Here is a 25,799-nt window from a genome sequence, read left to right as displayed (position 1 = left end):
CGCCCGTGTTGTTTGGAAAGGAGCCATGAGCTCAAACCCCGATCCCTCGCCTCCTGCGGCGCGTCGCGCGCAGGTAGAGGATGAAGACCCACAGCCAAACAGGCCGGGTTTTTTCGCAAGATTGTTCGGCACCGGCGAAGACGCCGCCACCGACATGTCCCTGACCGATCATCGCCCCGAGACGGGCGGCGCAAACGGAGCGACCGTGCCACAATTGGGCATGTCGAACCTGCGCCGCATGCGCGTGGAAGATGTGATGATTCCACGCGCCGAGATCGTCTCGATCTCTTGCGAGGATGATCTGGCGGCGTTGGTGAGCGTCTTTCGCGACAGCGGCATGACCCGGCTTCCGGTCTTTGACGGAACGATCGATAGTCCGATGGGTCTGGTCCATCTCAAGGATGTGGCCCTGCGCTACGGCTTCAACGGGGTGCATGCGGGGTTTTCGTTGCGCACCATGCTGCGCCCGCTTCTTTATGTGCCGCCCTCGATGCCCATCGGGGTGCTCTTGGCCAAGATGCAGACCGAGCGCACCCATATGGCGCTGGTGATCGATGAATACGGCGGTGTCGAAGGTCTTTTGACCATCGAGGATCTGATCGAACAGGTCATCGGTGAAATCGAAGATGAACACGACGTCGAAGAGGCCCGCCCATGGACGCGCGAAGCGTCGGGGTCGTGGCTGGCCCTGGCACGGGCCCCGCTGCACGAATTCGAGGCGGAAATCGGCGTTGCACTGTCCGAAGTCGATGACGAGGAAGAGGTCGATACGCTGGGCGGTCTTGTCTTTCTGTTGTCGGGCCGTGTGCCCGCCCGCGGTGAGGTCGTGCCACATCCCTCGGGGGTCGAATTCGAGGTGATCGACGCCGACCCCCGCCGGATCAAGCGGTTGCGCGTGCGTTTGCCGAAAGAGGCTGTCGAGTGACAACAGGCCATGCGGCGCCGGGCCTTGCGGGCCGGCCCGCGCCGCATGTGCCGGTGCTTTTGGCAGCGCTTGCCGGCGCGGCGGCGGCCATGGGCCATGCGCCCTTTGATCTGTGGCTGTTGACGCCCATCGCGCTGGCGGGGCTGTTCGGGTTGGCGGCAGCCGCCGCCACGCCCCGGCGTGCCGGCTTGATCCTGTGGGCAGGGGCGACAGCCTATTTTGCGGTTTCGCTCAACTGGATCATCGAGCCCTTTCTGGTCGATGCACCGGCGACCGGCTGGATGGCGCCCTTTGCGCTGGCGCTGATGGCGGGGGGGCTGGGGCTGTTCTGGATCCCGGCGGGGTGGCTTTCGGCCCGTTCTGTGCCCCAAGCTCAGACGGGCGTGCGTCTGGCCGTCATGGCCGGGCTTGTGCTTTTGGCCGAGGCCTTGCGCGGTGTGGTGCTGACCGGTTTTCCATGGGCCCACCCCGGCCATGCGTTGATCGGATCGCCGCTTTTGCCGCTTGCTTCCCTGATTGGCGCGCAGGGTCTGAGTGCCGTGGTATTGGGTGTTGCGGCGGGGGTGGCGGCGTTTGGGCCGAAGGCGCCGCTCGGGGCGCTGGCCGTGCTGGCGCTGCCGCTGGTGCTGGGGCTGGCCGCCATGGGGCTGATGCGCCCCGCGCCTGCGGCTGCGCCAAACGCGCCGATCGTGCGGCTGATCCAGCCCAATGCGCCCCAGCATCTGAAATGGCGCGACGACATGATCGCGGTGTTTTTTCAACGCGCGCTCGATCTGACGGCCCGCGAGACGGCCGGGGGCGGGGCTGTGCCAGAGCTGATCATCTGGCCGGAAACCACCTTGCCCGTGTTGTTGGAGCAATCTGATCTTGTGCGGGCCCGGATCGCGGCCGCGGCGGCCGGGGCGCAGGTGGTGGTCGGGGCGCAGCGGTTCGAAGGGTTTCGCCCCCGCAATTCCGCCGCCCTGCTGGCGCCTGATGGGCGGGTCACGGCGGTCTACGACAAGCATCGCCTTGTGCCTTTTGGCGAATACATGCCCGGCGGGGCCGCCGCCCAGGCGCTGGGCCTGCGCGGCATCGCCGAGGTTCTGGCGGGCGGCTATGCGCCCGGACCGGGCCCGGCGGTTCTGGATCTGGGGGCCAGGTTGGGCCGGGTCTTTCCGATGATCTGTTACGAGGCGATCTTTGCCCGCGATATCCGACGGGTCGCGCGCCCGGACTGGATGGTGCAGCTGACCAATGATGCGTGGTTCGGGTCGCTGTCGGGGCCCTATCAGCATCTGGCCCTGGCGCGGCTGCGCGCCGCCGAACAGGGGGTGCCGGTCTTGCGGTCGGCCAACACCGGCGTCTCGGCGGTGATTGACGCGCGTGGCGCAATCGTGGCCGCACTGCCGCTGAATGCGATCGGCGCGCTTGATGCGCCCGTGCCGCCCGCAATGCCGCCCACGCTTTATGCCCGAACGGGGGATGCACCGATCCTTGTGCTTGTCCTTTTGGCCACAGGGGCGCTTTTGGCATCGGTACGCGGCACCCGGCCATTGCGCCGCAATCCTTAAGCGCGTACATCACATCACGCCCCACAACGGCTTCCTGGCGTGGGGACTTTTTCAATGGAGCACTCTCATATCATGGCCCGAGAAAACTATCTGTTCACCTCCGAATCCGTTTCGGAGGGCCACCCCGACAAGGTCTGTGACCGCATTTCCGACGCCGTGCTTGACGCGTTTCTGACCGAAGAGCCCGAGGCGCGCGTTGCGTGCGAAACCTTTGCCACCACCAATCGCGTCGTCATCGGCGGTGAGGTCGGCCTGTCGGATCAGGCAAAGCTTGCCGAGTACATGGGCCGCATCGACGAGATCGCGCGCGCCTGCATCCGCGATATCGGCTATGAGCAGGACAAGTTCCACCACGCAACGGTCGAGGTGACGAACCTGTTGCATGAACAATCCGCCCATATTGCCCAAGGCGTGAACGCCTCCGACAACAAGGACGAGGGCGCGGGCGACCAGGGCATCATGTTTGGCTATGCGGTCGACGAGACGCCCGAATTGATGCCTGCCCCGATCCAGTATGCCCATGCGATCCTGCGCCGTCTGGCCGAGGTGCGCAAATCGGGCCGGGAACCGACGCTTGGCCCCGATGCCAAAAGCCAGCTCACGCTGCGCTATGAGGGTGGCAAGCCGGTCGAGGTGACATCGATCGTGCTCTCGACGCAGCATCTGGATGCGGCGATGACGTCGGATGATGTGCGCGATGTGGTCGAACCCTATATCCGCGAGGTTCTGCCCTCGGGCTGGATCACGCAAGCGACCAACTGGTGGGTCAACCCCACGGGCAAGTTCGTCATCGGCGGGCCTGATGGCGATGCGGGCCTGACGGGCCGCAAGATCATCGTGGACACCTATGGCGGTGCGGCCCCGCATGGCGGCGGTGCGTTTTCGGGCAAGGATCCGACCAAGGTGGACCGCTCGGCTGCTTATGCCGCGCGCTATCTGGCCAAGAATGTGGTTGCATCGGGACTTGCCCGGCGCTGCACGATCCAGCTCAGCTATGCCATCGGCGTGGCCGAGCCGCTGTCGATCTATGCCGACACCCATGGCACCGGCGAGGTTGAGGCAGCCCGGATCGAAACCGCAATCCGCAAGGTCATGAGCCTGACACCGCGCGGCATTCGCACCCATCTGGGTCTGAACCGGCCGATCTATGCGCGCACCTCGGCCTATGGCCATTTCGGGCGCGCCCCCGAGGCGGATGGCGGGTTCAGCTGGGAAAAGACCGATCTGGTCGATGCGCTGCGCGCCGCTGTCTGATCAAGGACAGTCCGATGCGCGTCATTTGGGCGGGCGGGGTCATGGCCCCGCCCGATCCGCCGAGCCCGTGCCGCCCCCAAGCGCCTGAACCACGGCGATATGGCCCATCAGATCGCGCAGGCTGAGAATGCCACGCAGCTTTTGACCCTCTTGCACGATGAGCTTGCGGTGTGGCCCGGCAGCCATCTGCTTGAGCGCCTCTTGGGCCGACAGGCCTGGCGCGACAATTGCCGATGGATCCAGCGGCGCCATCACGGATGCCGCCGTTTGCCGGGGCCATTGGGTGCGCGCAATCTTGCCCATCAGATGCGTGTCGACATAGCCCACCACCAGATCCGCATCGACCACCGGCACAAAGCTGACGCCATGGGTCAGCATCACCCGCTCGGCGATGTCTTGCAAGCTCATGCCGGGGCTGGCTGTCCATGGATCAGGGGTCATCAATTCGACGACACGGCGGCCGCGCAGGCTGTCTTGCATCAACAGCTGCTGATAGGATGCCCGGCTGGCGTTGAGCACGAAAAACCCGATCAAGGCCAGCCAGATGCCGCCAAACCCGCCCCCCGACAGCGCCGACATCACCCCCAGACCCATCAGCACAAAGGCAAGCATTGTCCCCGCGCCGCTGGCCCGCCGCGTCGCGTCCAGCATGTTGCCGGTCCGATGCCACAGCCATGCCCGCAGCACCCGCCCCCCATCGAGCGGAAAGGCCGGCAGCAGGTTGAACAGCGCCAGCACCAGATTGATCATCGCCAGATAGCCCAGCAACAGGCCCGCCAGACCCCAGCCCCCCGCGACCATTGCGGCCAAGCCCAAGAGCCCCGACAAGCCAAGGCTCATCGCCGGACCCGCCAGCGCGATCCGAAATTCCGACGCGGCGCTTTTGGGGTCATCCTTGAGCTCGGCCACGCCGCCGAACAAGAACAGCGTGATCCCCCCAATCCCCAATCCATCGCGGCGCGCCACCAGCGCATGGGCCAGTTCGTGCAGGATCAGGCTGGCAAACAACCCCAGCATCGCCACCACCGCCAGCGCCAGATAGGTCGCCTGTGACAGGCCGGGCGCGATCTGTGGGAAATATCCCGCCGACAGGCTCCAGATGATCAGGGCCGCGATCACAAACCAGCTTGCGTCGATGCGGATCGAAAACCCGAACAGTTCGAAAAGCTTGAGCGAATGACCGAACATGGTGTGACCCTTCAATTGACAATAGTTACCACAGGTAATCACTTGAGGGAAGACCATAAGCCCCCGGGGATTGAGACCGCCGCGCCAAAGGTCTAGACCCCGGCGCTGTGACCGCCCTGAGGATGTGAATTGCCAATCTCTCACCACCCTGATCGCCCGCCGCGCAATTTCTATGGCCGCCGCCGTGGCAAGCATCTGCGCGACAGCCAAGAGGTCTATCTGGACCAAGATCTGGCCGCGCTCAGCCCCGGTGCGGTGGATTGGGAAACCAACCCCAAGCGCCATGCGCTTGACCTGAACGCCCTGTTCGGCGGGCGCGAGGTCTGGCTTGAGATCGGGTTCGGAGGCGGCGAGCACATGGTGCATCAGGCCCGTCTCAACCCGCAGATCGGCATCATTGGCTGCGAGCCCTACATCAACGGCGTGGCGATGCTTTTGGGCAAGATCCGGCGTGCCGGCGTGGACAATCTGCGCGTTCATCCCGGTGATGCGCGCGATATCTTCGATGTGCTGCCCGCAGCCTCGATCGCCAAGGCGTTCTTGCTCTATCCTGACCCTTGGCCAAAAACCCGCCACCATAGGCGTCGGTTCGTCACGGCCGAATATCTGGCACCCTTGGCGCGTATACTGAAACCGGGGGCCGAGTTTCGGGTGGCCACAGACATTCCCGATTACGTTCGCCAGACGTGCGAACAGGTGCCGCTGCAAGGCTTTGACCGGGATCGGGCAAGGCAGGACGATCTGCACCGGCCATGGGATGACTGGATATCCACACGATATGAGCAAAAGGCCCTGCGCGAAGGGCGCGTGCCGCATTACCTGAGCTTTCGCCGTCAGGCCTGAGGCTGCGGGTCAGGCGGTGGGCGGCGCCTCACAGGCGGCAAAGATTGCAACCTCGGGCGCGGCACCTGCCAGGCTTACCGTCAGGCTGACCTGTCCCGCAAAGGCGGTGGCGGTCGCATTGCGTGCCATCCCCGCCAGAACATTGCCAAACCCCCGGTCGGTCACGGTGATCGACAGCCCGTCGTCGGATCGGATGTGACGATCTGTGGTGATGGTCAGCGCATCGCCCCCGAGGAAGGCGATGCCGAACAGGGCGGCCTCCGGCCATGGCTCGCCCCGCGTCACGGTGATGGAAAAAACCGGCCCCGCGGGGTCATGCGTCAACGCCATGTCACCGCTTTGGCTGGTCAGCGTGCAGACGGCACCGATGCGTCCCGCCTCCCACGCGAGGGCGGGAAGCGGGCAAAGGCTGAACAAGATCGGCAAGACCATGCGCATCATCCAGGGCGAAATGGCACGCGGAACGGGTTTTTCAACCCCGCAACCAACCACAGGTTGACGATCCGCTGCCGTTGCCAGAGGCTGAAGCCGACATGATGGTGGAGGTTTTGATGAGAAAAGCAGCATTGGTTCTGGGCATGATCGCCATTCCCTTGGCGGCACTGGCCGACCCGGTCGGCATCACGCCCGACATGATGTCGGCCAGCGTGCCCACCGCTTCGGGCATGGTCGAGATCGCGCGCAATCAAGACAGCGCCGCCCGTCTGGGCGCGGAATGGACACTGACATCGCGGCCCTGTCCGAATTTCTGCATCCAGCCCATGGTGCCAGCCCCCGGCGTGACGCCCGTGGGCGAGCTGGAGGTGATCGCGGCCCTGCAAGACCCCGACACCGTGGTGATCGATGGCCGCATCCGCCCCGAATTCGAGGCAGGCACGATCCCCGGCGCGCTGTCGGTTCCCTATACCGAGGCCGCCGACCGCTTGGGCGAATTGGGCTGTGCGCCGGATTTCGATGGCTGGATCTGCGAAGGCGAGGGGATCAAGAAGGTCGTCTTGTTTTGCAACGGCCCATGGTGCGGCCAATCCCCCACCGCCGCGCGCCGCATGATCGAGGCCGGTTTTCCGGCCCAGAACATCAGCTACTATCGCGGCGGCATGCAAAATTGGCATGGGCTTGGCCTGACCGTGATGCCGGGCGGCACGGGGGGGTAAACCACCCGCAGCGGCGATGCCCGGCCCACAAACCGCTTGAAACCGGGCGTTTGGGCCACGCGCCCCGTTCCGCCCCGCAATGTCCAGCGGCAACGGGACGGGTCTGCAAGAAAGGGTCGATGTGCTTGCCGCGACAGGCCGCCGTGCCACCCGATACAAGGCCGCTTGGGGACCGTCTTGCATCGATCCCTGCTGCCAAAGTTGCGACAAAAATCTCTAAAGTTGTCGGTAAAGCTTGAGTGGCCCATGGAAAGCAGGCTATGCTTGCATCGGAAATTTGGGTCCGGAAACCGTGCATTGCGCAGCCTCACACGCCCTTGTGCCGCGTCCCTTCAAAACATACGGGACCCGTCAGGGTTGTCGGCACAGTCCCGGAAGGGCTCAGTTTGAAGAGTAAGAGTATGGCCCGCAAACGACTTGTCTTGGTTTTTCCGCCACTGTCAGTGCCGACATCACCCCCCTTGGGCATGGCCATGCTGAAGGGATACATCGAAAAAGAACTGCCTGACTGGGATGTGATCCCCTGCGATCTCAACCTTTGGACGTTTGATTTTCTGCTCGACAGCATCCGGCGTGGTGCGCTGCACCTGACGCCGCAGGCGATGGAGCGCATGGGAACCGACGCCGCGGGATTGTTGCGCGCCGCCAATGTGTTCAAGGGCGTTGAGGGCAACGCATTTTATGAAATGGGCCCCGCCTATGACGCGCGCGGCCGCGCGGTCCTCGAGTTCACGGAATTTGCCGGGCAGTATCTGACATCGGCCGCGGAAAGATGGGATGGGCAGGGCCAGAAGGATCCGATCCTGAACAAGATGCTCGACCACATTCTTTCGCTGGAACCCGATGTGGTGGGTATTTCCGCCATCTTTTCGCACCAGTTGCCGGTAGGTGCCATGCTGGGGCGCGCCTTGCGCGAGGGGTCAGGCCTTTCGGTCGTGTTTGGCGGATCCTGTTTCACTGAAGGTGTCGAGCAGTTTCTGACCCATTACCCTCAAAGCGCGGATGCGATCGTCAAAGGCGACGGAGAGGGTGCGCTCAAGGCGCTTTTGCAAAACGACATGGATCCCACTGGTATCCCCGGCGTATTCTACCGGGCCAAACAGGAGATCGTCTCGACACCAAGTGTCTTCCAGAAGGATATCGACGCCTTTGGTGCGCCGGATTTTTCCGATTATGATCTGCACGCCTATTATTCTCCGGAACCCGTGGTGCCGATCTTGCTCACGCGGGGGTGCTACTGGCGCAAATGCACCTTCTGCGTTCATTATTTCTCGGCGGGTGACACATACCGCGTCGGTTCAATGGATGAGGTGATCAACAAGCTGTCCAGACTGGTGGATCTTGGGGTGCGCAATTTCTACTTTGTCGATGAAATGTTGGCACCTGGCTACTTTGTCAAATTGTCCGAAGCCATACGGGAGGCGGGGCTCGATATTTCTTATTTCGCGCTCAGCAAGCCCAACAAGACCTTTACGCCGAAGGTTTTCGAAGCCATGGCAAGGTCTGGCTGCCGCTACATCATGTGGGGGCTGGAAAGCGGAAATCAAAGAGTTGTCGACCTGATGGGCAAGGGAACCGTGGTCGAGGAAATTCCAGACATCCTTGCCAATGCAACGCGTGCGGGGATTTACAATCATCTCTACATGATCTGCGGTTTTCCAACGGAAACACGCGCAGAGTTTCGGGACACGCTCGACTTCCTGCGCACCCATGCCGAGCATATCCATGTCGTCCATCGAAGTCTCTTCAGCCTTGAGGTCGGATCGCCCATCTATGCATCGCCCGAAAAGTTCGGAATCGTCGATACCTGGAAAATAGCGGATACGCCGCTTGGTCCACGATTGGGGTATCGGACGTCATCGGGCATGACCATGGAAGAGGCGCGCACCGCCTTTCAGGAGGCGCTGCCTTTCCTCAGGAACTTCAATCCGTTTGGGCGATACTTGGGCAATTATCGCGACCATGCGCTTTTGGTCTATGCGCATGCGCAAGATGCCGATCAGCCCCGTCGGTTTGTGCACGCGGCCGTTCAACAAGCCTTGGGTGATCTCAGGACCTCGTAGATGCGGGACTTCGGGCACCAGAGCGCCATGATGCGCAGCCCCCCTTTAGCGCCCGCGCCGCGTCTTGCCGCCCCGCTGCCCCGGGCGCCCGGCGGTTGACCGTCCGGCCATCTTGACCGCGCCCTCCACCGCGTCGTCCACTGCCGACTGCCGCGCGAGCGGATCATCGGCCACGGCCAGTTCCACCGCTTCGAGCCGCTTGACCTCGTCGCGCAGGCGCGCGGCTTCTTCGAATTCGAGGTTTTCGGCCGCTTTGCGCATCTTGGCGCGCAGCCCGTCCAGGTGGGCGGCCAGATTGGCACCCACCATCGGCTTGTCGATCTTGGCGGTGACGCGCGCCATGTCGGTGTCGCCCTTGTAAAGCCCCGCCAGAACATCCTCGACGTTCTTCTTGACGGTCGCGGGGGTGATCCCGTGGGCCGCGTTATGGGCGATCTGCTTGGCGCGGCGGCGATCGGTTTCGCGCAGCGCGCGCTCCATCGAGCCGGTGATGCGGTCGGCATACATGATCACGCGGCCCTCGACATTGCGCGCGGCCCGCCCGATGGTCTGGATCAGCGAGGTTTCCGAGCGCAGGAATCCTTCCTTGTCGGCGTCAAGAATGGCCACCAGCCCGCATTCGGGAATGTCCAACCCCTCGCGCAACAGGTTGATGCCGATCAGCACGTCAAAGGCCCCCAGCCGCAGATCGCGCAAGATCTCGATCCGTTCGATCGTGTCGATGTCGGAATGCATGTAGCGCACGCGGATGCCCTGTTCGTGCAGGTATTCGGTCAGATCCTCGGCCATGCGCTTGGTGAGCGTTGTGACCAGAACGCGCATGTCGCGTGCCGCGACGCGGCGGATCTCATCAAGCAGATCGTCCACCTGCATGTTGACGGGCCGGATTTCCACGACCGGATCCAGAAGCCCGGTGGGGCGGATCACCTGTTCGGTAAAGACACCGCCCGCCTGTTCCATTTCCCACGCACTCGGGGTGGCCGAGACAAAGACCGATTGCGGGCGCATCGCATCCCATTCCTCGAATTTGAGGGGCCGGTTGTCCATGCATGACGGCAGGCGGAACCCATGTTCTGCCAGTGTGAATTTCCGCCGATAGTCGCCGCGATACATGCCACCGATCTGTGGCACGGTGACATGGCTTTCATCGGCAAAGACGATGGCCGTGTCGGGGATGTATTCAAACAAGGTTGGTGGCGGCTCACCCGGGGCGCGCCCCGTCAGGTAGCGGGAATAATTCTCGATCCCGTTGCACACGCCCGTGGCCTCCAGCATTTCCAGATCGAAACTGGTGCGCTGTTCAAGTCGCTGGGCCTCAAGCAGTCTGCCCTCGGCGACCAGCTGGTCGAGCCTTTGGGCAAGCTCGGCCTTGATGCCCTTGATGGCCTGCTGCATCGTCGGGCGCGGCGTCACATAGTGGGAATTCGCATAGACGCGGATTTTCTCGAAGCTGTCGGTCCTGTGGCCGGTCAGGGGGTCAAACTCGGTGATGCTTTCCAGCTCTTCCCCGAAAAACGACAGTCGCCACGCCCGGTCATCCAGATGGGCGGGCCAGATTTCAAGGCTGTCGCCACGCACCCGAAAGCTGCCGCGCTGAAAGCCCTGATCGTTGCGGCGGTATTGCTGGGCCACCAGATCGGCCATCACCCTGCGCTGGTCATAGCTTTGGCCGGTGAACAGATCCTGGGTCATCGCGCCATAGGTCTCGACCGAGCCGATGCCGTAGATGCACGACACCGAGGCCACGATGATCACATCGTCGCGTTCCAGAAGCGCCCGCGTCGCCGAATGGCGCATGCGGTCGATCTGTTCGTTGATCTGGGATTCTTTCTCGATATAGGTATCGGACCGCGCGACATAGGCTTCGGGCTGGTAGTAGTCGTAGTAGCTGACAAAGTATTCCACCGCGTTGTCGGGGAAAAAGCCCTTGAATTCGCCGTAAAGCTGGGCGGCCAGTGTCTTGTTGGGCGCAAGGATGATCGCCGGGCGCTGGGTTTGCTCGATGATCTTGGCCATGGTGAAGGTTTTTCCGGTGCCGGTCGCCCCCAAGAGAACCTGATTTTGTTCACCCGACACCACCCCCGCCGACAGTTCGGCAATGGCCGTGGGCTGATCGCCCGCGGGCTCGAAATCGGACCGCATGACAAAGCGCCGCCCCCCTTCCAGCTTGGGGCGGGCGCGGACCTGATCGACCGAAAGACCGGTGTCGGGCATAGCTTCGGGCGAATTGTTGTGCATGGCGTGCGTCTCCGGTGTGATCGAGAAATTGACCTTATCGGGCGAGGGTTCAACCCTTGGATCGCGCCGGATGGACGCAATCCGGTGTGGTTAACGCAGTCTTTCGGAAATGCGGAAAATTTTTACAACTTTAAGGAGAATATTCCGTTGCCCGAAGGCCCTTGGTGTCGTAGAAATGTCAGGCAAGCAGCAGAAGCGGTTGCCGGTCGGTTCCGACCACCCACCCACCCCTCGCTCCCTCGGGATCGATCGGCAACTCTCTGTGCGTTCCCCGGATTTTGCCGTTGTTTCCCTGTATCGCTGGCCCGCGACAGCATGGGTGTGGACAAGACCGCGTGGCTTTTCCATACAGGGACTGCTGGAATTACCGGGGATGATCGACCAATGCGCGCCCGCATTTACAAGCCCGCCAAGACTGCCATGTCCTCGGGCATGGCAAAGACCCATCATTGGGTGCTCGAATTCGCCCCGACCGCCCCGCGTGAGGTGGATCCGTTGATGGGCTGGACGTCGTCTTCCGATATGAACAGCCAATTGCGCCTGCAATTCGATACCTTGGACGCGGCGCAGGATTACGCAAAGGACCATGGCATCGAGGCGGTGGTGATCCAGCCCAAAGCGCGCAAGCCCAATATCCGTGCACGCGGCTATGGCGAAAACTTTGCCACTGACCGCAAGGGTGCCTGGACGCATTGACATCGCCTCAGGCGCGGTTGCGCCGGATTGGCCATGGCTATTGCAGATTGCCACGGTCGTGACGGTGCAGTTCGCCAGACCGCGGATGTGGGGCCGTGATGCATTGACCCCCACGGCCCGCCGCCCCAAGCGGCGCCCTGTCGCCTGCCGGCGGCGCGCAGACGGATAGTACAAGGAGCAGGGTCATGTCGGGCACGATCATCTATGAGGGGATGGACCCGGCCGACGTGGCCCTGGCCGATCTGATCGCGCGGCATGCGGCCCATAGCGCGGCGCATTACCCGGCCGACAGCAATCACAACCAAGATGCTGCGGCGCTTGCGGCGGATGGTCTTGTGATGTTCGTGGGCCGTGTGGGCCATGGCGGCCCTGTCGTCGCGATGGGCGGCTACAAGCGGATCGCGCCCGGGCAAGGCGAGGTTAAATCGATGCATGTCGCCCAGACAGCCCGGGGCCATGGGGCGGGGGCGCATATCCTTGGACTGATCCTTGAACATGCCCGCGCGGCGGGGCTTGACCGATTATCGCTGGAAACGGGCAGCCTGCCCGCCTCGGGCGCCGCGCGCCGGCTCTATGAGCGGGCGGGGTTCACCGATTGCCCACCGTTCGGCAGCTATTCCCCCGATCCGATGAGCGTCTTCATGTCCCGCGCGCTTTGATCGTGGACCGAACCGAACGCCTAGGCTATGCAATCGCTCACGCGACCCCTTAGCTCAACTGGATAGAGCAGCTGACTTCTAATCAGCAGGTTGAGGGTTCGATTCCTTCAGGGGTCGCCATAAAATGATGCTGTACCTGAGCGTGGTGTAGGTTCAGCATTTCGGTGGTCATCGGTGGAAGCTCCGGTCCAGGTTGGTGTCAGCAACCAGACCCGACCGGAACATCACCGGTGACCACCTCACCCAGATCCTACACCACGCTCAGGGACAGCATCTCCCGCCATGCTGTGCTGGCATGCTTCAGGGATTGGTCGCGTCAGCGCCAACCGTGCCGGAAGGGTGGGCTGCATCCGAATTGCGGTCTCCGGGTTGCCCGATGGACCGGTGCAAAGCTGAATCGTGAGATATCACGAATTACGATATCAAGTATCGTTTCTGATGCTTTGACCACCTGAACATGGGGCGTCTAGGGTAGGCGAAGGGTTGGGCTGGCGCAACGCCAGGGCCGGGGGGCCAACGTGACGACCAAGTTGATGCGCCATCACATTTTCTCCGAACTGCGCGATGGCATCATGTCATGTTCTCTCGCGCCCGGTTCTGAGATGAGTGAGAACGAGCTTGCGCGCCGCTTTGGGGTCTCGAAAACGCCGATCCGTGACGCGCTACAGAAGCTTGAATTCGAAGGTCTTGTGGAAATAACGGCTCGTCAGGGGCATCGTGTGACCCAGATATCGGTTTCGGATGCGCAAGACATACTGGAACTGCGCAAGATTCTGGAGGTGGGCGCTGTTCGCAAAATTGCTGCCGAGGCAGGCAACCGCGCCCTGAGCGACCTTGACCGGTTCCGCGATGCCGACATGTCGTCGCTGGCGGAATTCGCGCGATACAATCATACCTTCCATCGCCATCTTAGCGAGTTGTCCGGCAACCGCAGACTGTTGGATGCCATGCGGCGCTTGATGGACAATTATGACCGCATCTGTGTGGTGTCGCTGTCGATGCGCCGCACCGAGGCCGAGGCGATGGTGGCCGCACTGGTCGATCACAACAAACTCATCGACGCGTTGCAGGTCCGTGATGGCAGCGCCGCGGCGCGGTTGGCGGCCAAGCATATCGAGCGGTCGCGGACGCAAGTATTGCGCGGGCTTTCGAATACGGCCGTTGTGGCCTGAACGGGGTGGGTGGTGATATCCGTGTGGAGCTGGTTGTGGCGCCTGCTGATATCTCATCTGCCGTCTTTCGAGCCAGCTTTGTCTTGGCTCCAGAACGACCGGATCGGCTTTGCCTGTCCATGAACATGAAGGATGGCCGCCATGACTGCCGCACAAGCTGATGCCGAACCCCGCAGGGCTGCCCCGACCGTTGTTGCCGGGGATGCCATCGTCAAGACATTTGCCAATGGAAGCGTCACCGCACTTGACCGCGCCAGCTTCGACATACCCAAGGGCGCGTTCGTATCGCTTGTGGGGCCCTCGGGCTGTGGCAAATCCACCTTGCTGCGGCTGATCGCAGGGCTGATCGCGCCCTCGCAGGGGGCGGCCATCGTGCATGGGCGCGAAGTGACGGGGCCGCGACCCGACATTGCCATGATGTTTCAGAAGGCCACGCTTTTGGAATGGCGCACGTCGCTGGAGAATGTGCTGTTGCCCACGGAGCTGTCAGGCACAGTCACAAAGGCCGACCGTGCGCGGGCGCTGGATCTGCTGAATCTTGTCGGGCTCAAGGATTTTGCCTTCGCCTTTCCCGCGCAGTTGTCGGGGGGCATGCAGCAACGCGTCGCTCTGGCGCGACTGCTGCAGACGGGGGCGGATATCTTGCTGCTGGATGAACCCTTCGGGGCATTGGACGAATTCACGCGCGAACACCTCAATCTTGAACTCCTGCGTATCGTGGGAGAGTTCGGCGCGACCACCATCTTTGTCACCCATAACATCAACGAAGCGATCTTTCTGTCAGATCAGGTGTTCGTCATGACACCGCGTCCGGGCAAAATTGCCAAGATTGTCGACATCAACCTGCCGCGGCCGCGCACGCTCGCCATGCAGTTGACCCCCGAATTCAATGCGCTGGCCGAAGATGTGCGCGCAACCCTTGGGGCGCTGTGATGGCCATGTCAGGGCGGATCGCTCCATCGCAAGCAAACCCGGCGCAGCCCGGGGCCTCGCTGCGTCTTCGTCGGCTGGCCAACCATCTGGGACTGTTTCTGGTTCTGCTGGTGCTGTGGGAAACAGGCTCGCGGCTTGGCTGGCTTGACCCGCTGTTTTATCCCCGCCCCTCGGCCATCCTGCGGTCCTTTTGGCTGGTCTATTTCGAGAATGCCAACATCTGGTGGCATCTTTACGTGTCGCTCGGGCTGGTATTGGCCGGGTTTACCGCGGGCTCGATCCTGGGCGTCGGGCTGGGGGCGGTGGTCGGGCTCAACCCCTTGGTGCGGCGCTACCTTCAGCCCTATGTCATCGTTCTGGAAGCAACGCCGCGCATCGCGGTTGCACCATTGCTGATCGCGGCCTTGGGGTTTGGCGCACAATCAAAGATTGCGATCATCATGTTGGTCTGCTTCTTTGCGCCCTTCATCAACACCTTGTCCGGTGTCATGAATGTGCCCGCCGAAAAGCTGGAACTGTTCCGGTCGCTGCGGGCAACGAAATGGCAAACCCTGCGCAAGCTGGTTTTGCCGGATGCGGTTCCTGTGATCATGGCCGGAGAGCGGCTGGCGTTGACCGCTGCCCTGTCTGGCGTGCTGGTGGCTGAGTTCATCCAGCGTGATCAGGGGATCGGGTCCCTGATCCTCGTCTACACGCGCAATCTGAACATGGCGTCGGCCTTTGCGTGCATCTTCACGCTGACGATCATCGGCTTTGGCATCTTCAAGGGGATGGAACTGCTCGATCGCTGGATCGCGTTTTGGAAGCATCAAGATGGCCGTGAACGTGTAAGCGCTGCCCGCGCGCGCGCGCACGCCGAGGAGGCCTGATCCATGGCTGAACATGATTTGCCCCAGCGTTCAACGCCGAGGTCCTACTGGGCCCTGAGCGTCTTGCCGCATCTGGTCCTTTTCGGTGCATTGATGGCCTTGTGGGAAGGGCTTTCCATCATCAATGTAATCGACTCGATCATGGTGCCGCGCCCGTCCGAGATAGTCTCGGCGATCTGGCGGCTTTATGTGACCGAGCGCATCATCTACCCGCATTTCGTGGTCACCTTTACCGAAGCGGTGACCGGATTTGCGATCGGGGCCACGATCGCCGTCGTTCTGGCGGTTGCCTCGTCACTGTCGGACGTGTTCCAGCGTTATGTGTCACCCTATGCCATCGTCTTGAACGTGACGCCCGGGATCGCGCTGACGCCCATCATCATCGCATGGTTCGGCTACGGCATGGGATCAAAGATCGCGCTGGCCGCTGTGATCTGTTTCTTTCCCATCTATGTGAATGCGCTGACCGGACTGCTGCAAACCGACGAAGATCGCGAGGATCTGTTTCGCTCGCTGGGCGGCACGAAGGTGCAGGTGTTCTTCAAGCTGCGCGTGCCGTCGTCCTTGCCGATGGTGTTTGCGGGAATGAAGATCGGTTTGACCACGGCGCTCATCGGCGCGGTGGTTGCAGAGTTCGCCCAAGCCACAGAAGGGGTGGGCGTGTTGATGGGCCGTTTCTCCTTTCAACTCCAAATGGCTGCCTCGATCGCCACCTTGCTCAGCATGACGGCGATTGGGCTGCTCTTGTTCTATGCGATGGAATTTCTCGACAATCGGATCGTGTTCTGGGGTCGGGAAAATCGCATGGCGCGCGTGTCGCGGGCCCGGGCAAAGGCCTGGCAACGCATCATGCACAAGTGACCAAAGACATCTTTCAGGGAGGACAACAGAATGAAAATGTTACGGATGATGGCCGCTACGACCGCTTTGGCGACGGCTCTGGTACCGCTTGCCCTTTCGGCACAAGATTTGACCGAGGTGCGGATGATCAACCCGCTGCCCCGCTCGACCAACTTCTTCCCGCTCGTCGTGGGCGAGGCGTTGGGCTATTTCGAGGAAGAAGGCGTAAAGGTCGATCTTTTGCCTTCGGATACCTCGATCCCCTATGTGGCGTTCCTGCAAAACGGGCAGGCCGATCTGGCCATGCTTGACCCGTTCGAGACGATCAACGCGCTCGATGCAGGGGCCGAGATCAACACCGTCTTCGAGGTGATGCAGAACGCACCCGAAGGCATCGGTGTGCCAGCCGGTAGCTCGGTGCAATCCATGGCCGATCTGGTCGGCACGACCGTTGGTCTGGTGTCGGACCGCGACCGCGCCTTCTTGCAGGCAGCGATGGCCGCCGAAGGCGTGTCGATCGACGATGTGAAGACGGTGGTTCTGGGCGAAGCCGGGCCGACGCTGGCTGCAGCGATGCGCGATGGCAATGTCTCGGCGATCGCCGGGGCTGCACCGGACTGGATCGTGCTGATTGCCAACGGCATCGACACCCGGCTGATCACGCCGCAATCGCTGCTGGCCAGCCCGGCCAACACCTTTTCGATGGCGGTGAGCGAGATCGAAGCCAAGCGTGAGGCGGTCACAGGCTTCCTGCGGGCATGGTGCAAGGGCATGCATGTGGCAACCGTCAATCGCGACGCGGTGGCCGAAATGCTGCGCCAGACCGTTCCCGAGGAATGGGAGATCGAGGAGGCCGGCCAGCTGTACCTCGACATGTCCATCGGCATGAACGTGTCGGTCACCGAACAGTGTGGCCAACCGCAGGCCGACGTCTGGACCGCGATCCAGCCGCGCATGGTTGAATCTGGCGGCATCGCCGCCGCGCGGGATGTGGCGACCTTCCTCAACGATAGCTTCATCGCGGCGATCAACGACTTTGATCGCGCCGAGGTCGAGGCGGAAGCTGCCGCTTGGTTCGAAGCCAACAAGTGAACCGGCATCGGGCCGCCCGCTTCCGATCGTGGGCGGCCCGGTTTCATTGCTCCTGATACCCCCCGCACCGCTGTTGCGTGGGGCTGTTTGAATTTCGGCCAAAAAGGAAAGACTTATGAGCCACACGATCATCGGTATGCCCGATTTGGGCGGAGAATTGAACCGCTATGGGCCGACGACCGGCCGTCCGCGTCCCGACCGTGCCCATCGCCTGAGCACGACTACGGTGGACAGTCACGCGCATGTGGTCATTCCCGCAGCCGGGAAATACATGGCGCCCCACGTCAATCCGGCGCGCATCGCGATGGTGACCCATTCCAACGCCGAAACCACCATGATCAACGCCAAGCAGGAGGCCGATCGCGGCTCCACGGCGATGCAGGATATCGAAGACCGCATGAAGGTCCTTGATGCCGAGGGCATCAACATTCAGGTTGTCGCCCCGCCGCCCCCGCAGTGCTATTATCAATCCAAGACCGAGCACGCCGTCGTAGCAAGCCGCATGGTCAATGACGGGATGGCCGAATGGGTGGGACGTCGTCCTGACCGCTTCATGGGGCTTGGCACCGTTCCCTTTCAGGATCCGGCCGAAGCGGTCACCGAACTGACCCGGGCCGTCAAGGATCTGGGTCTCAAGGGCGTGATGTTGCTGACCAACTGCGACGGGGAAGAAATATCGGCGGATCGGTTCCGTCCGTTCTGGAAAAAGGCCGAGGAACTGGGCGCGCTGGTGATGATCCATCCCAATGGCTTCACCGGAGGCGACCGCTTTCACGAATATTACTTCTCCAACGTGATCGGCAACCCGCTCGAAACCACAACCGCCCTGCATTACCTGATCTTCAACGGTGTCTTGCGCGACATGCCCGAACTCAAGATCCTTGCGGTCCATGGTGGCGGCTATCTGCCCGCCTATTCCGGCCGGATCGATCATGCCTGGGGTGCGCGGGCCGATTGCCACGCCGATCTGCCCAAAAAGCCGACCGAATATCTGCGCCAAGTCTACTTCGACAGCGTGGTGTTCAGCCAACATCAGCTGGAGTATCTCGTCAAGCTTTACGGAGCCGACAAGATCGTCATGGGCACGGATTACCCCTATGACATGGCTGATTACGACCCGGTCGGACATATCGCGACATCAAACCTGACCGATGAGGAAAAGGCCAAGGTCGCCGGGCTGTCGGCCCTGAAGATGCTTGGGGTAAAGTAAGCCATGGCCCGCGGCAAGGTCGGGGTTGTGGGGCTTGGCATCATGGGCAGCGCCTATGCGGCCAACCTGCGGCGTGCCGGTGTGCAGGTTGTCGGCGTCGATCCGGCCCCTGCTGGCCGGGTGGCGCTTGAGGCACTTGGCGGTCAAGCCCATGATGCCCTTGGGCCTTGGGTTGCGGAATGTGATCTTGTGATCGTGTCGGTGGCCTCGCCCAAGGTGCTGGCCGCTGTGGCGACGGCCTTGGGCGGGTTGCTGTCCAAGGGGCAGGTGGCGCTGGAGACCGGAACCTTTGCCTTGGCCGACAAGTTCGCGGCCAAGGCGGCGGTCGAGGTTGCAGGCGCCATCTTGCTCGATTGCCCTGTCAGCGGGACGGGCGCACAGGCTGCCAAGGCGGATCTGGTGATCATGGCCTCGGGCGATCCTGCGGCCATCGTTCACGCCAAGCCCTATCTGTCCCACATCAGTCACACCGTGATCGAAGCCGGAGCGTTTGGTTATGGGTCGCGGATGAAATACGTCGCCAACCATGCGGTCGCGCTTCACAATGCGGCCGCCGCCGAAACCCTGCATTACGCGACATCGCTCGGGCTTGATGCCGGAACGGTCTACAAGATGCTGTCGGGTGGGGCCGGCCAATCGCGGATGTCCGATCTGCGCATGCCATTGATGATTGCAAAGTCATATGAGCCGCCGACGGCCAGCATGGCGATGTTTCAGAAGGACCTGTCGATCATCGGCGACAATATCGCGTCTCAGGCGATCGAGACGCCGATCTTCGAGGCGGTGTGCAAGCTCTATGACGCGGCGTTCGAGAGCCTGCCGATGAGCTATGATACTGCCGGCGTCTATGAGGTCTACACGGCTGCGAAATAGGCTGTGGTCGCGCATGCGGCAAAAAAAGGGGGGCTGTTGCCCCCTTTTTCCTGATCGCGGCGCGGTTGCGGGCTAAAGGGCTGCCGGATTGATGGTGCGGCCCGTCTCCGCCGACAGGATAATCGCCTCCAGCACTTCGATGTTGTGGGTCAGCTCGAAATCCGAATAGGGGTAGCGGCTTTCCCCCGCGATCGCCCGGGCCCAGGCCTCGAGGTTTGCCGTCACGCTGTCGGTCCAATCGAGGATCCGGGTATCGCGATCGTCCATGCTCCGATAGATTTCCATATCGGTCTTGCCGCCGGGGGTGTCGGGATGTGTCGCGTTGCGGATCTCGACCCAGGATTTCGTGCCGAAAACATGGGCGCGAATGAAATGGGGCGTGTTGAGGATGGCCTGCAGCGTGGCCGTCACACCGGTTTCGAACTGCATCTGCACCGCGACGACATCGCCGGTTTCCCATCCCAGCGAACGGTCGGCGGTAAAGGCCGACACGCTCGATACGCGCCCGAAGAACCAGATCAGCATGTCGGTCAGGTGGATGCCCATCTGCGTCATGCCCGCAGCGGGCGCATAGGCCTTGGATGTGCGCCAGCTGCCCTTGGGAAGATGCGCAAGCTTGTTGTGGCTGAACGCCATCTCCGCATGCATGATGGTGCCGAGGCTGCCCTCGTCGAGCATGGATTTCAGCGCGAGGATGCCGGGCTCCCACCGCCGCTCATGGCCGATGCCCAGAACCACACCCTTTTCCCGGCACAGCGCGACTGATGCCCGCGCCCCTGCTGCCGTCAGGGACAGCGGCTTTTCGCAAAACACATGCAAGCCCCGACCGGCCGCTTGGGCGATCTGGGAGTCGTGCAGGTTATTGGGCGAGGTCAGGATCACCGCTTCCACCCCCTCGCGGGTGATCGCACTGTCAAAGTCGGTTTCAACCGCCAGACCCATCGCCTGTATCTGCGCATGCAGCGCCTCCGAGGGTTCGACGACGGCGGCAATCCGGAACATCGGATGATCGACCAGACGGCGCGCGACATGCTGACCCCACCAGCCAAACCCCACCAATACAACGTTGAGCATTGCCCTTTCCTTTCCGGTCTTGTTCATGTCTTTGAGGTCTTGAGGGGATGCAGGCCGACCATGGAACAATCGAGCGCTGCGAAGCCTTCGGGCGCCGCCCGGCGTGCCTTGTGCAGCGCGGCTTCGATCACATCGGGCGCATGGCCATGCGAACGGGCCAGATCCGCCATCAGGCCCATATCCTTGATCGCGTTCTCGAGACTGAAATTCACCGCCCCGCCCTGACCGGTTGCCAACATGGCGGCGATAGGGGGAACGCGCTTCTTGGCCGCGCCGATCGCCCCGGAACTGTCCGCCAGAACATCGAGCGCCTGCGCAGCATCGATGCCTTCCCCCAAGGCGAGCCCGAGGGCTTCGCCCAAGGCTGCCCAATACACCATCAGGGGCAGGTTGATCGCCAGTTTCATCGCCGCGCCTGCGCCCACGGGCCCCAGATGTTCCAGCCGCCGCGTCAAGAGTTTCAGGATCGGGGCGCCCTTTGCGAAAGCTTCGGGGCTGCCGCCTGCAAGGCCCAGCAATTGCCCCTCGCGCGCGGGGCCGGTCGTGCCGCCTACGGGGCATTCGAGAAACAGCCCGTCACATGCCACGATGGCTGCTTCGAGCGCACGGGTGGTGGCGGGGAGTGTCGTGCAGGTTTCGATCACCAGCTTGCCCGTGAGCGGCCCATGGCACAGCCCGGCAGGCCCGTGATAGACGGCGGCGATGGCAGCGTCATTGGCGAGCGCCGACACGATCACGTCAACCTTTTCGGCGAGATCACGCGGGCTCTCGGCCACGCGGACGCCCGCGATTGCCTCAGCCTTGGTGCGATCCCGGTTCCACACGGTCAGCGCCGCGCCTTGATCGCGCAGACGCTCCGCCATGGCGCGCCCCATATTGCCCGTCCCGATGATGCCAATGTTCATATACGTCCCTTCCGTGGTGCTTACGGCGCGTAAAAGGCGCCTTGGACGATCAAGTAGACCCCAAGACCCAGCAAGAGGATATGGATGAGGATGTAGAAAGGATCCTTGGGGATACGCGTGCTGATGCGATTGCCGGCCCATAGCCCCAAGGGCATGACGGGCAGGAAACACAGCGACAGGATCAGGGTCTGGGGCGTGACCATGCCAAAGGTGACCATGATCGGGATCTTGGCGGCATTCATGATCGCGAAAAACCACACCATCGTGGCGACGTAGATCACGGGCATCAGGCGATAGGGCAAGAGGAACAATTGCGCCGGGGCCTCTCCCATGAGGAAAAAGCTGAGAAACCCGCTCGATCCCGCCATTCCGGCCGCGCGCGGCCAGATGTGGCGCGGCGGCGTCGCGGGCTGTTCCTTGCCCTGCGTCAGCCAGCGGGTGCGAGCGAAATTCAGGGCCGCAGCGATCGAAATGGCCCCGAGCATGGATTGCAGCAACCAGATCTCGAAGGACTGGAAGAACACCGCACCAATGCTTACACCCACCAGGCCCGTCACCGCCATGGGCCACAGCAGATCAAAGCGCACCGATTTTCGGTAGACCACCATCAAGATCAGATCCATCACCACATAGGTGGGCAACAGGACCGATATCGCGGTGAAAGGATCGGAAACGGCCGCTGCAAGCGGCATGGCCAGCGATCCGATCATGCCGCCAAAGCCCGCCTTGGCCAGCCCGACGAAGAACACGCAAAAGGCCATGACCGCCAGAAATAATACCGATTGATCCGCGATCATTCTGTTTGATTTGCCCCTGCCGCCGCAGCGACAAGATGACTTGTCTGGCATATGTTTTCGACATCAAAGCGCAGCTTTCGTATCATAAATTGGGATAATCAAATATGGATGGCGCGATACTTGCGGCGTGTTCAACGCGCCTGAGCGAGCCAGAATTGGCTGTCGATCGGAGGGTGCCGCGTAACCTTGAGGATATGCCTGGGCGCTTTGGCATCGGTGTGGGTCGAGTGTTGTCTTTGGTCGCGTGGCCCGGCCGAATGACAGAAAACAGGTTAGATACCCTTGAGCCATCATCGCGTGACGTGTCCGGTGCCTCCCCCGTGCTTGGAGGGCTGCATCGGAAGGTTATCGCGGGCGGATAGGCGCGCTGTGCAAGGCAGGATCGAATGCGTTCAGCGGCACCGTGTTCAGCGCTTGCTTCGTGCACGGTTTCCCCCCGTTTGAGGCAGCCGCGCAAAGCCTGATCACGCCCCCCCTTGCACGGCCCAAACCGTGATTGGCTGGTTTGCGGGCTTCAAAAGCAATCAGCAGCGGGATTTCCCCGCCGAGCCTTCATACGACACCCATCCGCGCAAGAGTGCGGGGCTTCATCATGCGCATGCCGCGGGGCGGACAGGGGCAGGGCATGCGCGCGGCGCGATGCTGTCCTTGCGGCCCGACACGGTCTCGCTCTTTGTGGGGTCGAACAACTTTCCCACGCGGGTCCGTGACGGTCCACCCGATCTGGTCAAATCGCTGGCCACCGAGATGCCGGCCCGTCACGTCAAGCCCTCAAGACCGCGGGCATCGGGCCTTTTGCAGGATCATGCGTTCCACAATTTCTCGATCGCGTCGAAAGCGCCCCTGCCATGCTCGGTCCGCTTGGCCTCGGTGATGTCGCCCCATTCCACCACGGCCTTGTGGTAGGCGGGCCGCGCAGCAATCCGCGCATACCAGTCATTGAGGTGACCATGATCGGCCCACAGGGGCGCCATCATGAACGATTCCATTCGGCGCAGATAGACCACCAGCGCGATGTCGGCCAGGGAATAGCTGTCTCCAGCCAACCAGCCACTGTCGGCAAGGCGATCATTCATGTCGGCAAAGAGCGACTTGAACGTCTTGAGCGCATCGGGAAGCAACGGGCTTTCCAGGCCCATAGCGATGTTTACCTTGTCGTTGTCGCGCCGAACCAAATCCCTCATTTCGGAATGGTAGGCCTCGATCTTTTTCTTGCCCTGTTCAAGGTAGATGAAGCGGTTGACGATGCACACACCGATCGTGCGACTTGCCACATGCACACCATCTCCGATGCGGTATATCCAGCGGCGCATGTCAGCGCGGTCTTCGGCATTGGCTGGACGAAACGATGTTTCGGGGAAAGCATCGTCCAGATATTCCAATAGAATTGTCGATTCCGAGATGCCCCGCCCGTTGTGCTCAATGGCAGGAACCAGACCCTTGGGGTTCAATTCATGGTAATTCTCAGGAAGCTGATCCACGTCGCCACGCGCCGTATCGACAATCACGCTTTTCCATTCGAGTCCTTTTTCTTCTATCAAAAGCCGCACGCGTTGTGCAGCGGTGGACCTGTCGTAGTGATAAAGCGTAATCATCAGACTGCCTTTCGGAGTTCGGCATCGCTCCACTCGGGTCCGTCAAGGTCGATTTTGGCTCCCAACGGAATCAGACCAAACGGATTTATTTTGCGATGCGCCATGTAATAGTGGGTGTTGATGTGGTCGAGGTTCACGGTCTGTCTTACTCCCGGCCAATTCAACAGGTCGCGTGTGTGCCGCTTGAGGTTCGGGTAGTCATCCAGACTGCGAATATTGCATTTGAAGTGGAAGTAATAGACGGACGGGAACCGGATCATCGAGGCAAACAGGCGCCAGTCCGGTTCCACGGGCCTGTCGCCCAGAAGGAACCTGCTGTCAGCAAGACGGGTTTCCAGAACGTCGAAGGCGTCGAACAGACCGGTTACGGCCGCCTCGTAGGCAACTTGGGTCTCGGCAAAGCCGGTCCTGTAGACACCGTTGTTGATGGCACGGTAAATCAGGTCGTTCAACGCGTCGATCTCGGCCAACTTGTCCTCGGGAAGGAACTCCTGCCAGGATGTCGCGATGGATCTGAACGCGCCGCCCATCATGCGGATGATCTCGGAGGATTCGTTGTTCACGATTGTGCCGCTCTGCTTGTCCCACAAAAGCGGAGTTGTCACCTTGCCGGAATAGGTCGGCGCCGCTCTTGTGTAGACCTGATGCAGGAACCGTGAACCGAACAATTTGTCGGGTGTCGCGCATTCGTAGTCAGCGAATTCCCAACCGTTCTCCATATTGACGGGGTGCACCACTGAAATGTCGATGGCCTGTTCAAGCCCCAGAACGCTGCGATAAATCAGGGTGCGGTGCGCCCATGGACAAGCCAGAGAAACATACAGATGATAACGCCCGGCTTCGGCCTTGAAACCGCCAACTCCGGTCGGTCCGGCCGATCCGTCCGGGGTTACCCAGTTGCGAAAGGCAGAGCCCTGCCTGACGAACTGCCCGTCCTGCTTGACCTCACGGGTGGCCGTATCCTGCCAGACACCTTTGACGAGCTGCCCCATTTCTTTATTGCCCTAATGTGTTGTCGTTTTGGCCGGTATTCCCCAGGTGGCGCGGCCCTTTTTAAAGCCACGATTGCCTGAAACTGCTCAGGAGACAAGTTCTTTATCCTTGGCGCCGATTGCGGTTGCGCGCATGGCTGGCGTTGCGCGGATCGGGCGGCAAATCCGCTGCGTTCTGGCCCGGTGGCGGCGTTCTGGGGCGCGGCGGACAGACCTGCCCGCCCGGTTTCGTTCACGCTGTGGCTCGCGGTCATGCGCATGCCACAGGCGCGCGAAGCCCGAGGATGGCGGCAAGGATGGTGTGCACCATCACGCCAAGAATTCCCATCAACCGTTTCGAAGGCGTGAGCGCGCCAAGCTGCGATTTCGCTGCACGCGAACATCGCAGAAATTCGCCTCCGTTCACACCTCGGTCCACAGCCATTTCATTCAGGAAAGCGCCCTTCACCGCCGACAGAATTTCAAGGTCAGCCGCGCCGCCGCACGCGTCGGACAGCACCCATCGCCCTGATCATGCTTGTGCAAAAGCCCGGTCAGATCCATGCCTGCCCATGGTCCCTCGGACCAGTGGCGTTCCCATGGCTCGATCTTGGGCTTCGGGGTCTCCGTGTGGTTCGTGGGTGAAGTCGTCAAACTCCACCTCGACCACACACCTCGATGGCCACCTGAGATCAGACCGGTGACGGTGCAGAAATCACACCACCTCCGCGGCGCCACCCTCGGTCTTTGCTCAGGGGCCGGTCACATGGGGCATATCTCAATGGACATCATGCGCCTGCCCGGATCGCGTCTTGGGGGCCATGAACAGATCGGGTGCAGTGTCGGCTTGGCACCAAGGGCCGCCTGATCCTGACCTTGGGCCACCTTGGCGATG

At 61.8% G+C, this 25,799-nt stretch carries 23 protein-coding genes, 1 tRNA gene, 2 pseudogenes and 1 riboswitch; of the genes and pseudogenes, 17 read left to right on the top strand and 9 right to left on the bottom strand.

Annotated features, from left to right (window positions below):
* Nucleotides 1-25: 25 nt before the first annotated feature.
* From Q0094_RS09465 to metK, 3 genes are all read left to right on the top strand, one after another.
* Nucleotides 26-925 carry a hemolysin family protein gene (locus tag Q0094_RS09465; protein WP_297618339.1) on the top strand — a complete coding sequence of 300 codons (900 nt, stop codon included), beginning with the start codon at nucleotides 26-28 and terminating at the stop codon, nucleotides 923-925.
* A complete protein-coding gene (lnt, locus tag Q0094_RS09460; protein WP_297618336.1) occupies nucleotides 922-2,478 on the top strand; it encodes an apolipoprotein N-acyltransferase in 1,557 nt (518 codons plus the stop codon). Before Q0094_RS09465 ends, lnt begins: the two co-directional genes overlap by 4 nt.
* A 15-nt stretch (nucleotides 2,479-2,493) precedes the next feature.
* Nucleotides 2,494-2,540: riboswitch (SAM-SAH riboswitch) on the top strand.
* Nucleotides 2,541-2,550: 10 nt separating this feature from the next.
* Nucleotides 2,551-3,732 carry a methionine adenosyltransferase gene (metK, locus tag Q0094_RS09455; RefSeq protein ID WP_297618333.1) on the top strand — a complete coding sequence of 394 codons (1,182 nt, stop codon included), beginning with the start codon at nucleotides 2,551-2,553 and terminating at the stop codon, nucleotides 3,730-3,732.
* Nucleotides 3,733-3,771: 39 nt separating this feature from the next.
* Here metK and Q0094_RS09450 read toward each other — a convergent pair whose 3' ends face one another.
* Nucleotides 3,772-4,920 carry a site-2 protease family protein gene (locus Q0094_RS09450; protein WP_297618330.1) on the bottom strand — a complete coding sequence of 383 codons (1,149 nt, stop codon included), beginning with the start codon at nucleotides 4,918-4,920 and terminating at the stop codon, nucleotides 3,772-3,774.
* Between the two features lie 129 nt (nucleotides 4,921-5,049).
* On the opposite strand from Q0094_RS09450, the gene Q0094_RS09445 reads away from it, so the two are divergent.
* Nucleotides 5,050-5,763 (top strand): tRNA (guanosine(46)-N(7))-methyltransferase TrmB, encoded by a 714-nt coding sequence (locus Q0094_RS09445; RefSeq protein ID WP_297618328.1) that lies wholly within the window; start codon nucleotides 5,050-5,052, stop codon nucleotides 5,761-5,763.
* Nucleotides 5,764-5,772: 9 nt separating this feature from the next.
* Here Q0094_RS09445 and Q0094_RS09440 read toward each other — a convergent pair whose 3' ends face one another.
* Nucleotides 5,773-6,204: a hypothetical protein gene (locus Q0094_RS09440; RefSeq protein ID WP_297618325.1), complete on the bottom strand. Its 432-nt coding sequence runs from the start codon at nucleotides 6,202-6,204 to the stop codon at nucleotides 5,773-5,775.
* 110 nt (nucleotides 6,205-6,314) lie between these two features.
* Here Q0094_RS09440 and Q0094_RS09435 point away from each other — a divergent pair, with 110 nt between their 5' ends.
* Complete coding sequence (locus Q0094_RS09435) at nucleotides 6,315-6,917, top strand: rhodanese-like domain-containing protein (RefSeq protein ID WP_297618322.1); 603 nt, start codon at nucleotides 6,315-6,317, stop codon at nucleotides 6,915-6,917.
* A gap of 260 nt (nucleotides 6,918-7,177) precedes the next feature.
* Entirely contained in the window at nucleotides 7,178-8,980 is a 1,803-nt protein-coding gene (locus Q0094_RS09430) for a radical SAM protein (RefSeq protein ID WP_297618319.1), read from the top strand.
* 45 nt (nucleotides 8,981-9,025) lie between these two features.
* On the opposite strand, the gene uvrB is transcribed toward Q0094_RS09430, so the two are convergent.
* Nucleotides 9,026-11,194 (bottom strand): excinuclease ABC subunit UvrB, encoded by a 2,169-nt coding sequence (uvrB, locus tag Q0094_RS09425; protein ID WP_297618316.1) that lies wholly within the window; start codon nucleotides 11,192-11,194, stop codon nucleotides 9,026-9,028.
* 408 nt (nucleotides 11,195-11,602) lie between these two features.
* Between uvrB and Q0094_RS09420 the strand changes: the two genes are divergently transcribed.
* The 10 genes from Q0094_RS09420 to Q0094_RS09375 all read left to right on the top strand — a co-directional run bounded on the left by Q0094_RS09420 (nucleotide 11,603) and on the right by Q0094_RS09375 (nucleotide 19,562).
* Complete coding sequence (locus tag Q0094_RS09420; protein ID WP_297618313.1) at nucleotides 11,603-11,914, top strand: ETC complex I subunit; 312 nt, start codon at nucleotides 11,603-11,605, stop codon at nucleotides 11,912-11,914.
* A 185-nt stretch (nucleotides 11,915-12,099) separates the two neighbouring features.
* Complete coding sequence (locus Q0094_RS09415; RefSeq protein ID WP_297618310.1) at nucleotides 12,100-12,573, top strand: GNAT family N-acetyltransferase; 474 nt, start codon at nucleotides 12,100-12,102, stop codon at nucleotides 12,571-12,573.
* Between the two features lie 43 nt (nucleotides 12,574-12,616).
* A tRNA-Arg gene (locus Q0094_RS09410) sits at nucleotides 12,617-12,693 on the top strand.
* A gap of 413 nt (nucleotides 12,694-13,106) precedes the next feature.
* A complete protein-coding gene (locus tag Q0094_RS09405; RefSeq protein ID WP_297618371.1) occupies nucleotides 13,107-13,745 on the top strand; it encodes a GntR family transcriptional regulator in 639 nt (212 codons plus the stop codon).
* A gap of 141 nt (nucleotides 13,746-13,886) precedes the next feature.
* Nucleotides 13,887-14,678 carry an ABC transporter ATP-binding protein gene (locus Q0094_RS09400; protein WP_297618307.1) on the top strand — a complete coding sequence of 264 codons (792 nt, stop codon included), beginning with the start codon at nucleotides 13,887-13,889 and terminating at the stop codon, nucleotides 14,676-14,678.
* A complete protein-coding gene (locus Q0094_RS09395; RefSeq protein WP_297618304.1) occupies nucleotides 14,678-15,547 on the top strand; it encodes an ABC transporter permease in 870 nt (289 codons plus the stop codon). The genes Q0094_RS09400 and Q0094_RS09395 overlap by 1 nt, the downstream gene beginning before the upstream one ends.
* Before the next feature lie 3 nt (nucleotides 15,548-15,550).
* On the top strand, nucleotides 15,551-16,408 hold the full coding sequence (locus tag Q0094_RS09390; RefSeq protein ID WP_297618301.1) for an ABC transporter permease: 858 nt from the start codon (nucleotides 15,551-15,553) through the stop codon (nucleotides 16,406-16,408).
* Between the two features lie 48 nt (nucleotides 16,409-16,456).
* Entirely contained in the window at nucleotides 16,457-17,479 is a 1,023-nt protein-coding gene (locus Q0094_RS09385; RefSeq protein ID WP_297618298.1) for an ABC transporter substrate-binding protein, read from the top strand.
* Nucleotides 17,480-17,594: 115 nt separating this feature from the next.
* Entirely contained in the window at nucleotides 17,595-18,689 is a 1,095-nt protein-coding gene (locus tag Q0094_RS09380; RefSeq protein WP_297618295.1) for an amidohydrolase family protein, read from the top strand.
* Nucleotides 18,690-18,692: 3 nt separating this feature from the next.
* Nucleotides 18,693-19,562, top strand: a complete 870-nt coding sequence (locus tag Q0094_RS09375; RefSeq protein ID WP_297618292.1) for an NAD(P)-dependent oxidoreductase — start codon at nucleotides 18,693-18,695, stop codon at nucleotides 19,560-19,562.
* Nucleotides 19,563-19,634: 72 nt separating this feature from the next.
* Here Q0094_RS09375 and Q0094_RS09370 read toward each other — a convergent pair whose 3' ends face one another.
* The 3 genes and pseudogenes from Q0094_RS09370 to Q0094_RS09355 all read right to left on the bottom strand — a co-directional run bounded on the left by Q0094_RS09370 (nucleotide 19,635) and on the right by Q0094_RS09355 (nucleotide 22,338).
* Nucleotides 19,635-20,636 (bottom strand): Gfo/Idh/MocA family oxidoreductase, encoded by a 1,002-nt coding sequence (locus tag Q0094_RS09370; RefSeq protein ID WP_297618289.1) that lies wholly within the window; start codon nucleotides 20,634-20,636, stop codon nucleotides 19,635-19,637.
* A 23-nt stretch (nucleotides 20,637-20,659) separates the two neighbouring features.
* Nucleotides 20,660-21,547: pseudogene (locus Q0094_RS14490) on the bottom strand (NAD(P)-dependent oxidoreductase); the annotation flags it as partial.
* Between the two features lie 14 nt (nucleotides 21,548-21,561).
* Nucleotides 21,562-22,338 carry a sulfite exporter TauE/SafE family protein gene (locus Q0094_RS09355; RefSeq protein WP_297618287.1) on the bottom strand — a complete coding sequence of 259 codons (777 nt, stop codon included), beginning with the start codon at nucleotides 22,336-22,338 and terminating at the stop codon, nucleotides 21,562-21,564.
* Between the two features lie 606 nt (nucleotides 22,339-22,944).
* Between Q0094_RS09355 and Q0094_RS09350 the strand changes: the two are divergent.
* A pseudogene (locus tag Q0094_RS09350) lies at nucleotides 22,945-23,094 on the top strand (3-keto-5-aminohexanoate cleavage protein); the annotation flags it as partial.
* 47 nt (nucleotides 23,095-23,141) lie between these two features.
* Here the strand turns inward: Q0094_RS09350 and Q0094_RS09345 are convergent.
* From Q0094_RS09345 to Q0094_RS09335, 3 genes are all read right to left on the bottom strand, one after another.
* On the bottom strand, nucleotides 23,142-23,933 hold the full coding sequence (locus Q0094_RS09345; protein ID WP_297618285.1) for a glutathione S-transferase family protein: 792 nt from the start codon (nucleotides 23,931-23,933) through the stop codon (nucleotides 23,142-23,144).
* Entirely contained in the window at nucleotides 23,933-24,925 is a 993-nt protein-coding gene (locus tag Q0094_RS09340) for a glutathione S-transferase family protein (protein ID WP_297618283.1), read from the bottom strand. The genes Q0094_RS09345 and Q0094_RS09340 overlap by 1 nt, the downstream gene beginning before the upstream one ends.
* Nucleotides 24,926-25,175: 250 nt before the next feature.
* Nucleotides 25,176-25,424 carry a hypothetical protein gene (locus tag Q0094_RS09335; protein ID WP_297618281.1) on the bottom strand — a complete coding sequence of 83 codons (249 nt, stop codon included), beginning with the start codon at nucleotides 25,422-25,424 and terminating at the stop codon, nucleotides 25,176-25,178.
* Between the last annotated feature and the right edge of the window lie 375 nt (nucleotides 25,425-25,799).

The sequence above is a fragment of the uncultured Roseicyclus sp. genome (assembly GCF_937892565.1).
Lineage (GTDB): Bacteria > Pseudomonadota > Alphaproteobacteria > Rhodobacterales > Rhodobacteraceae > Roseicyclus.
This window is presented reverse-complemented; position numbering and strand designations above follow the sequence as displayed.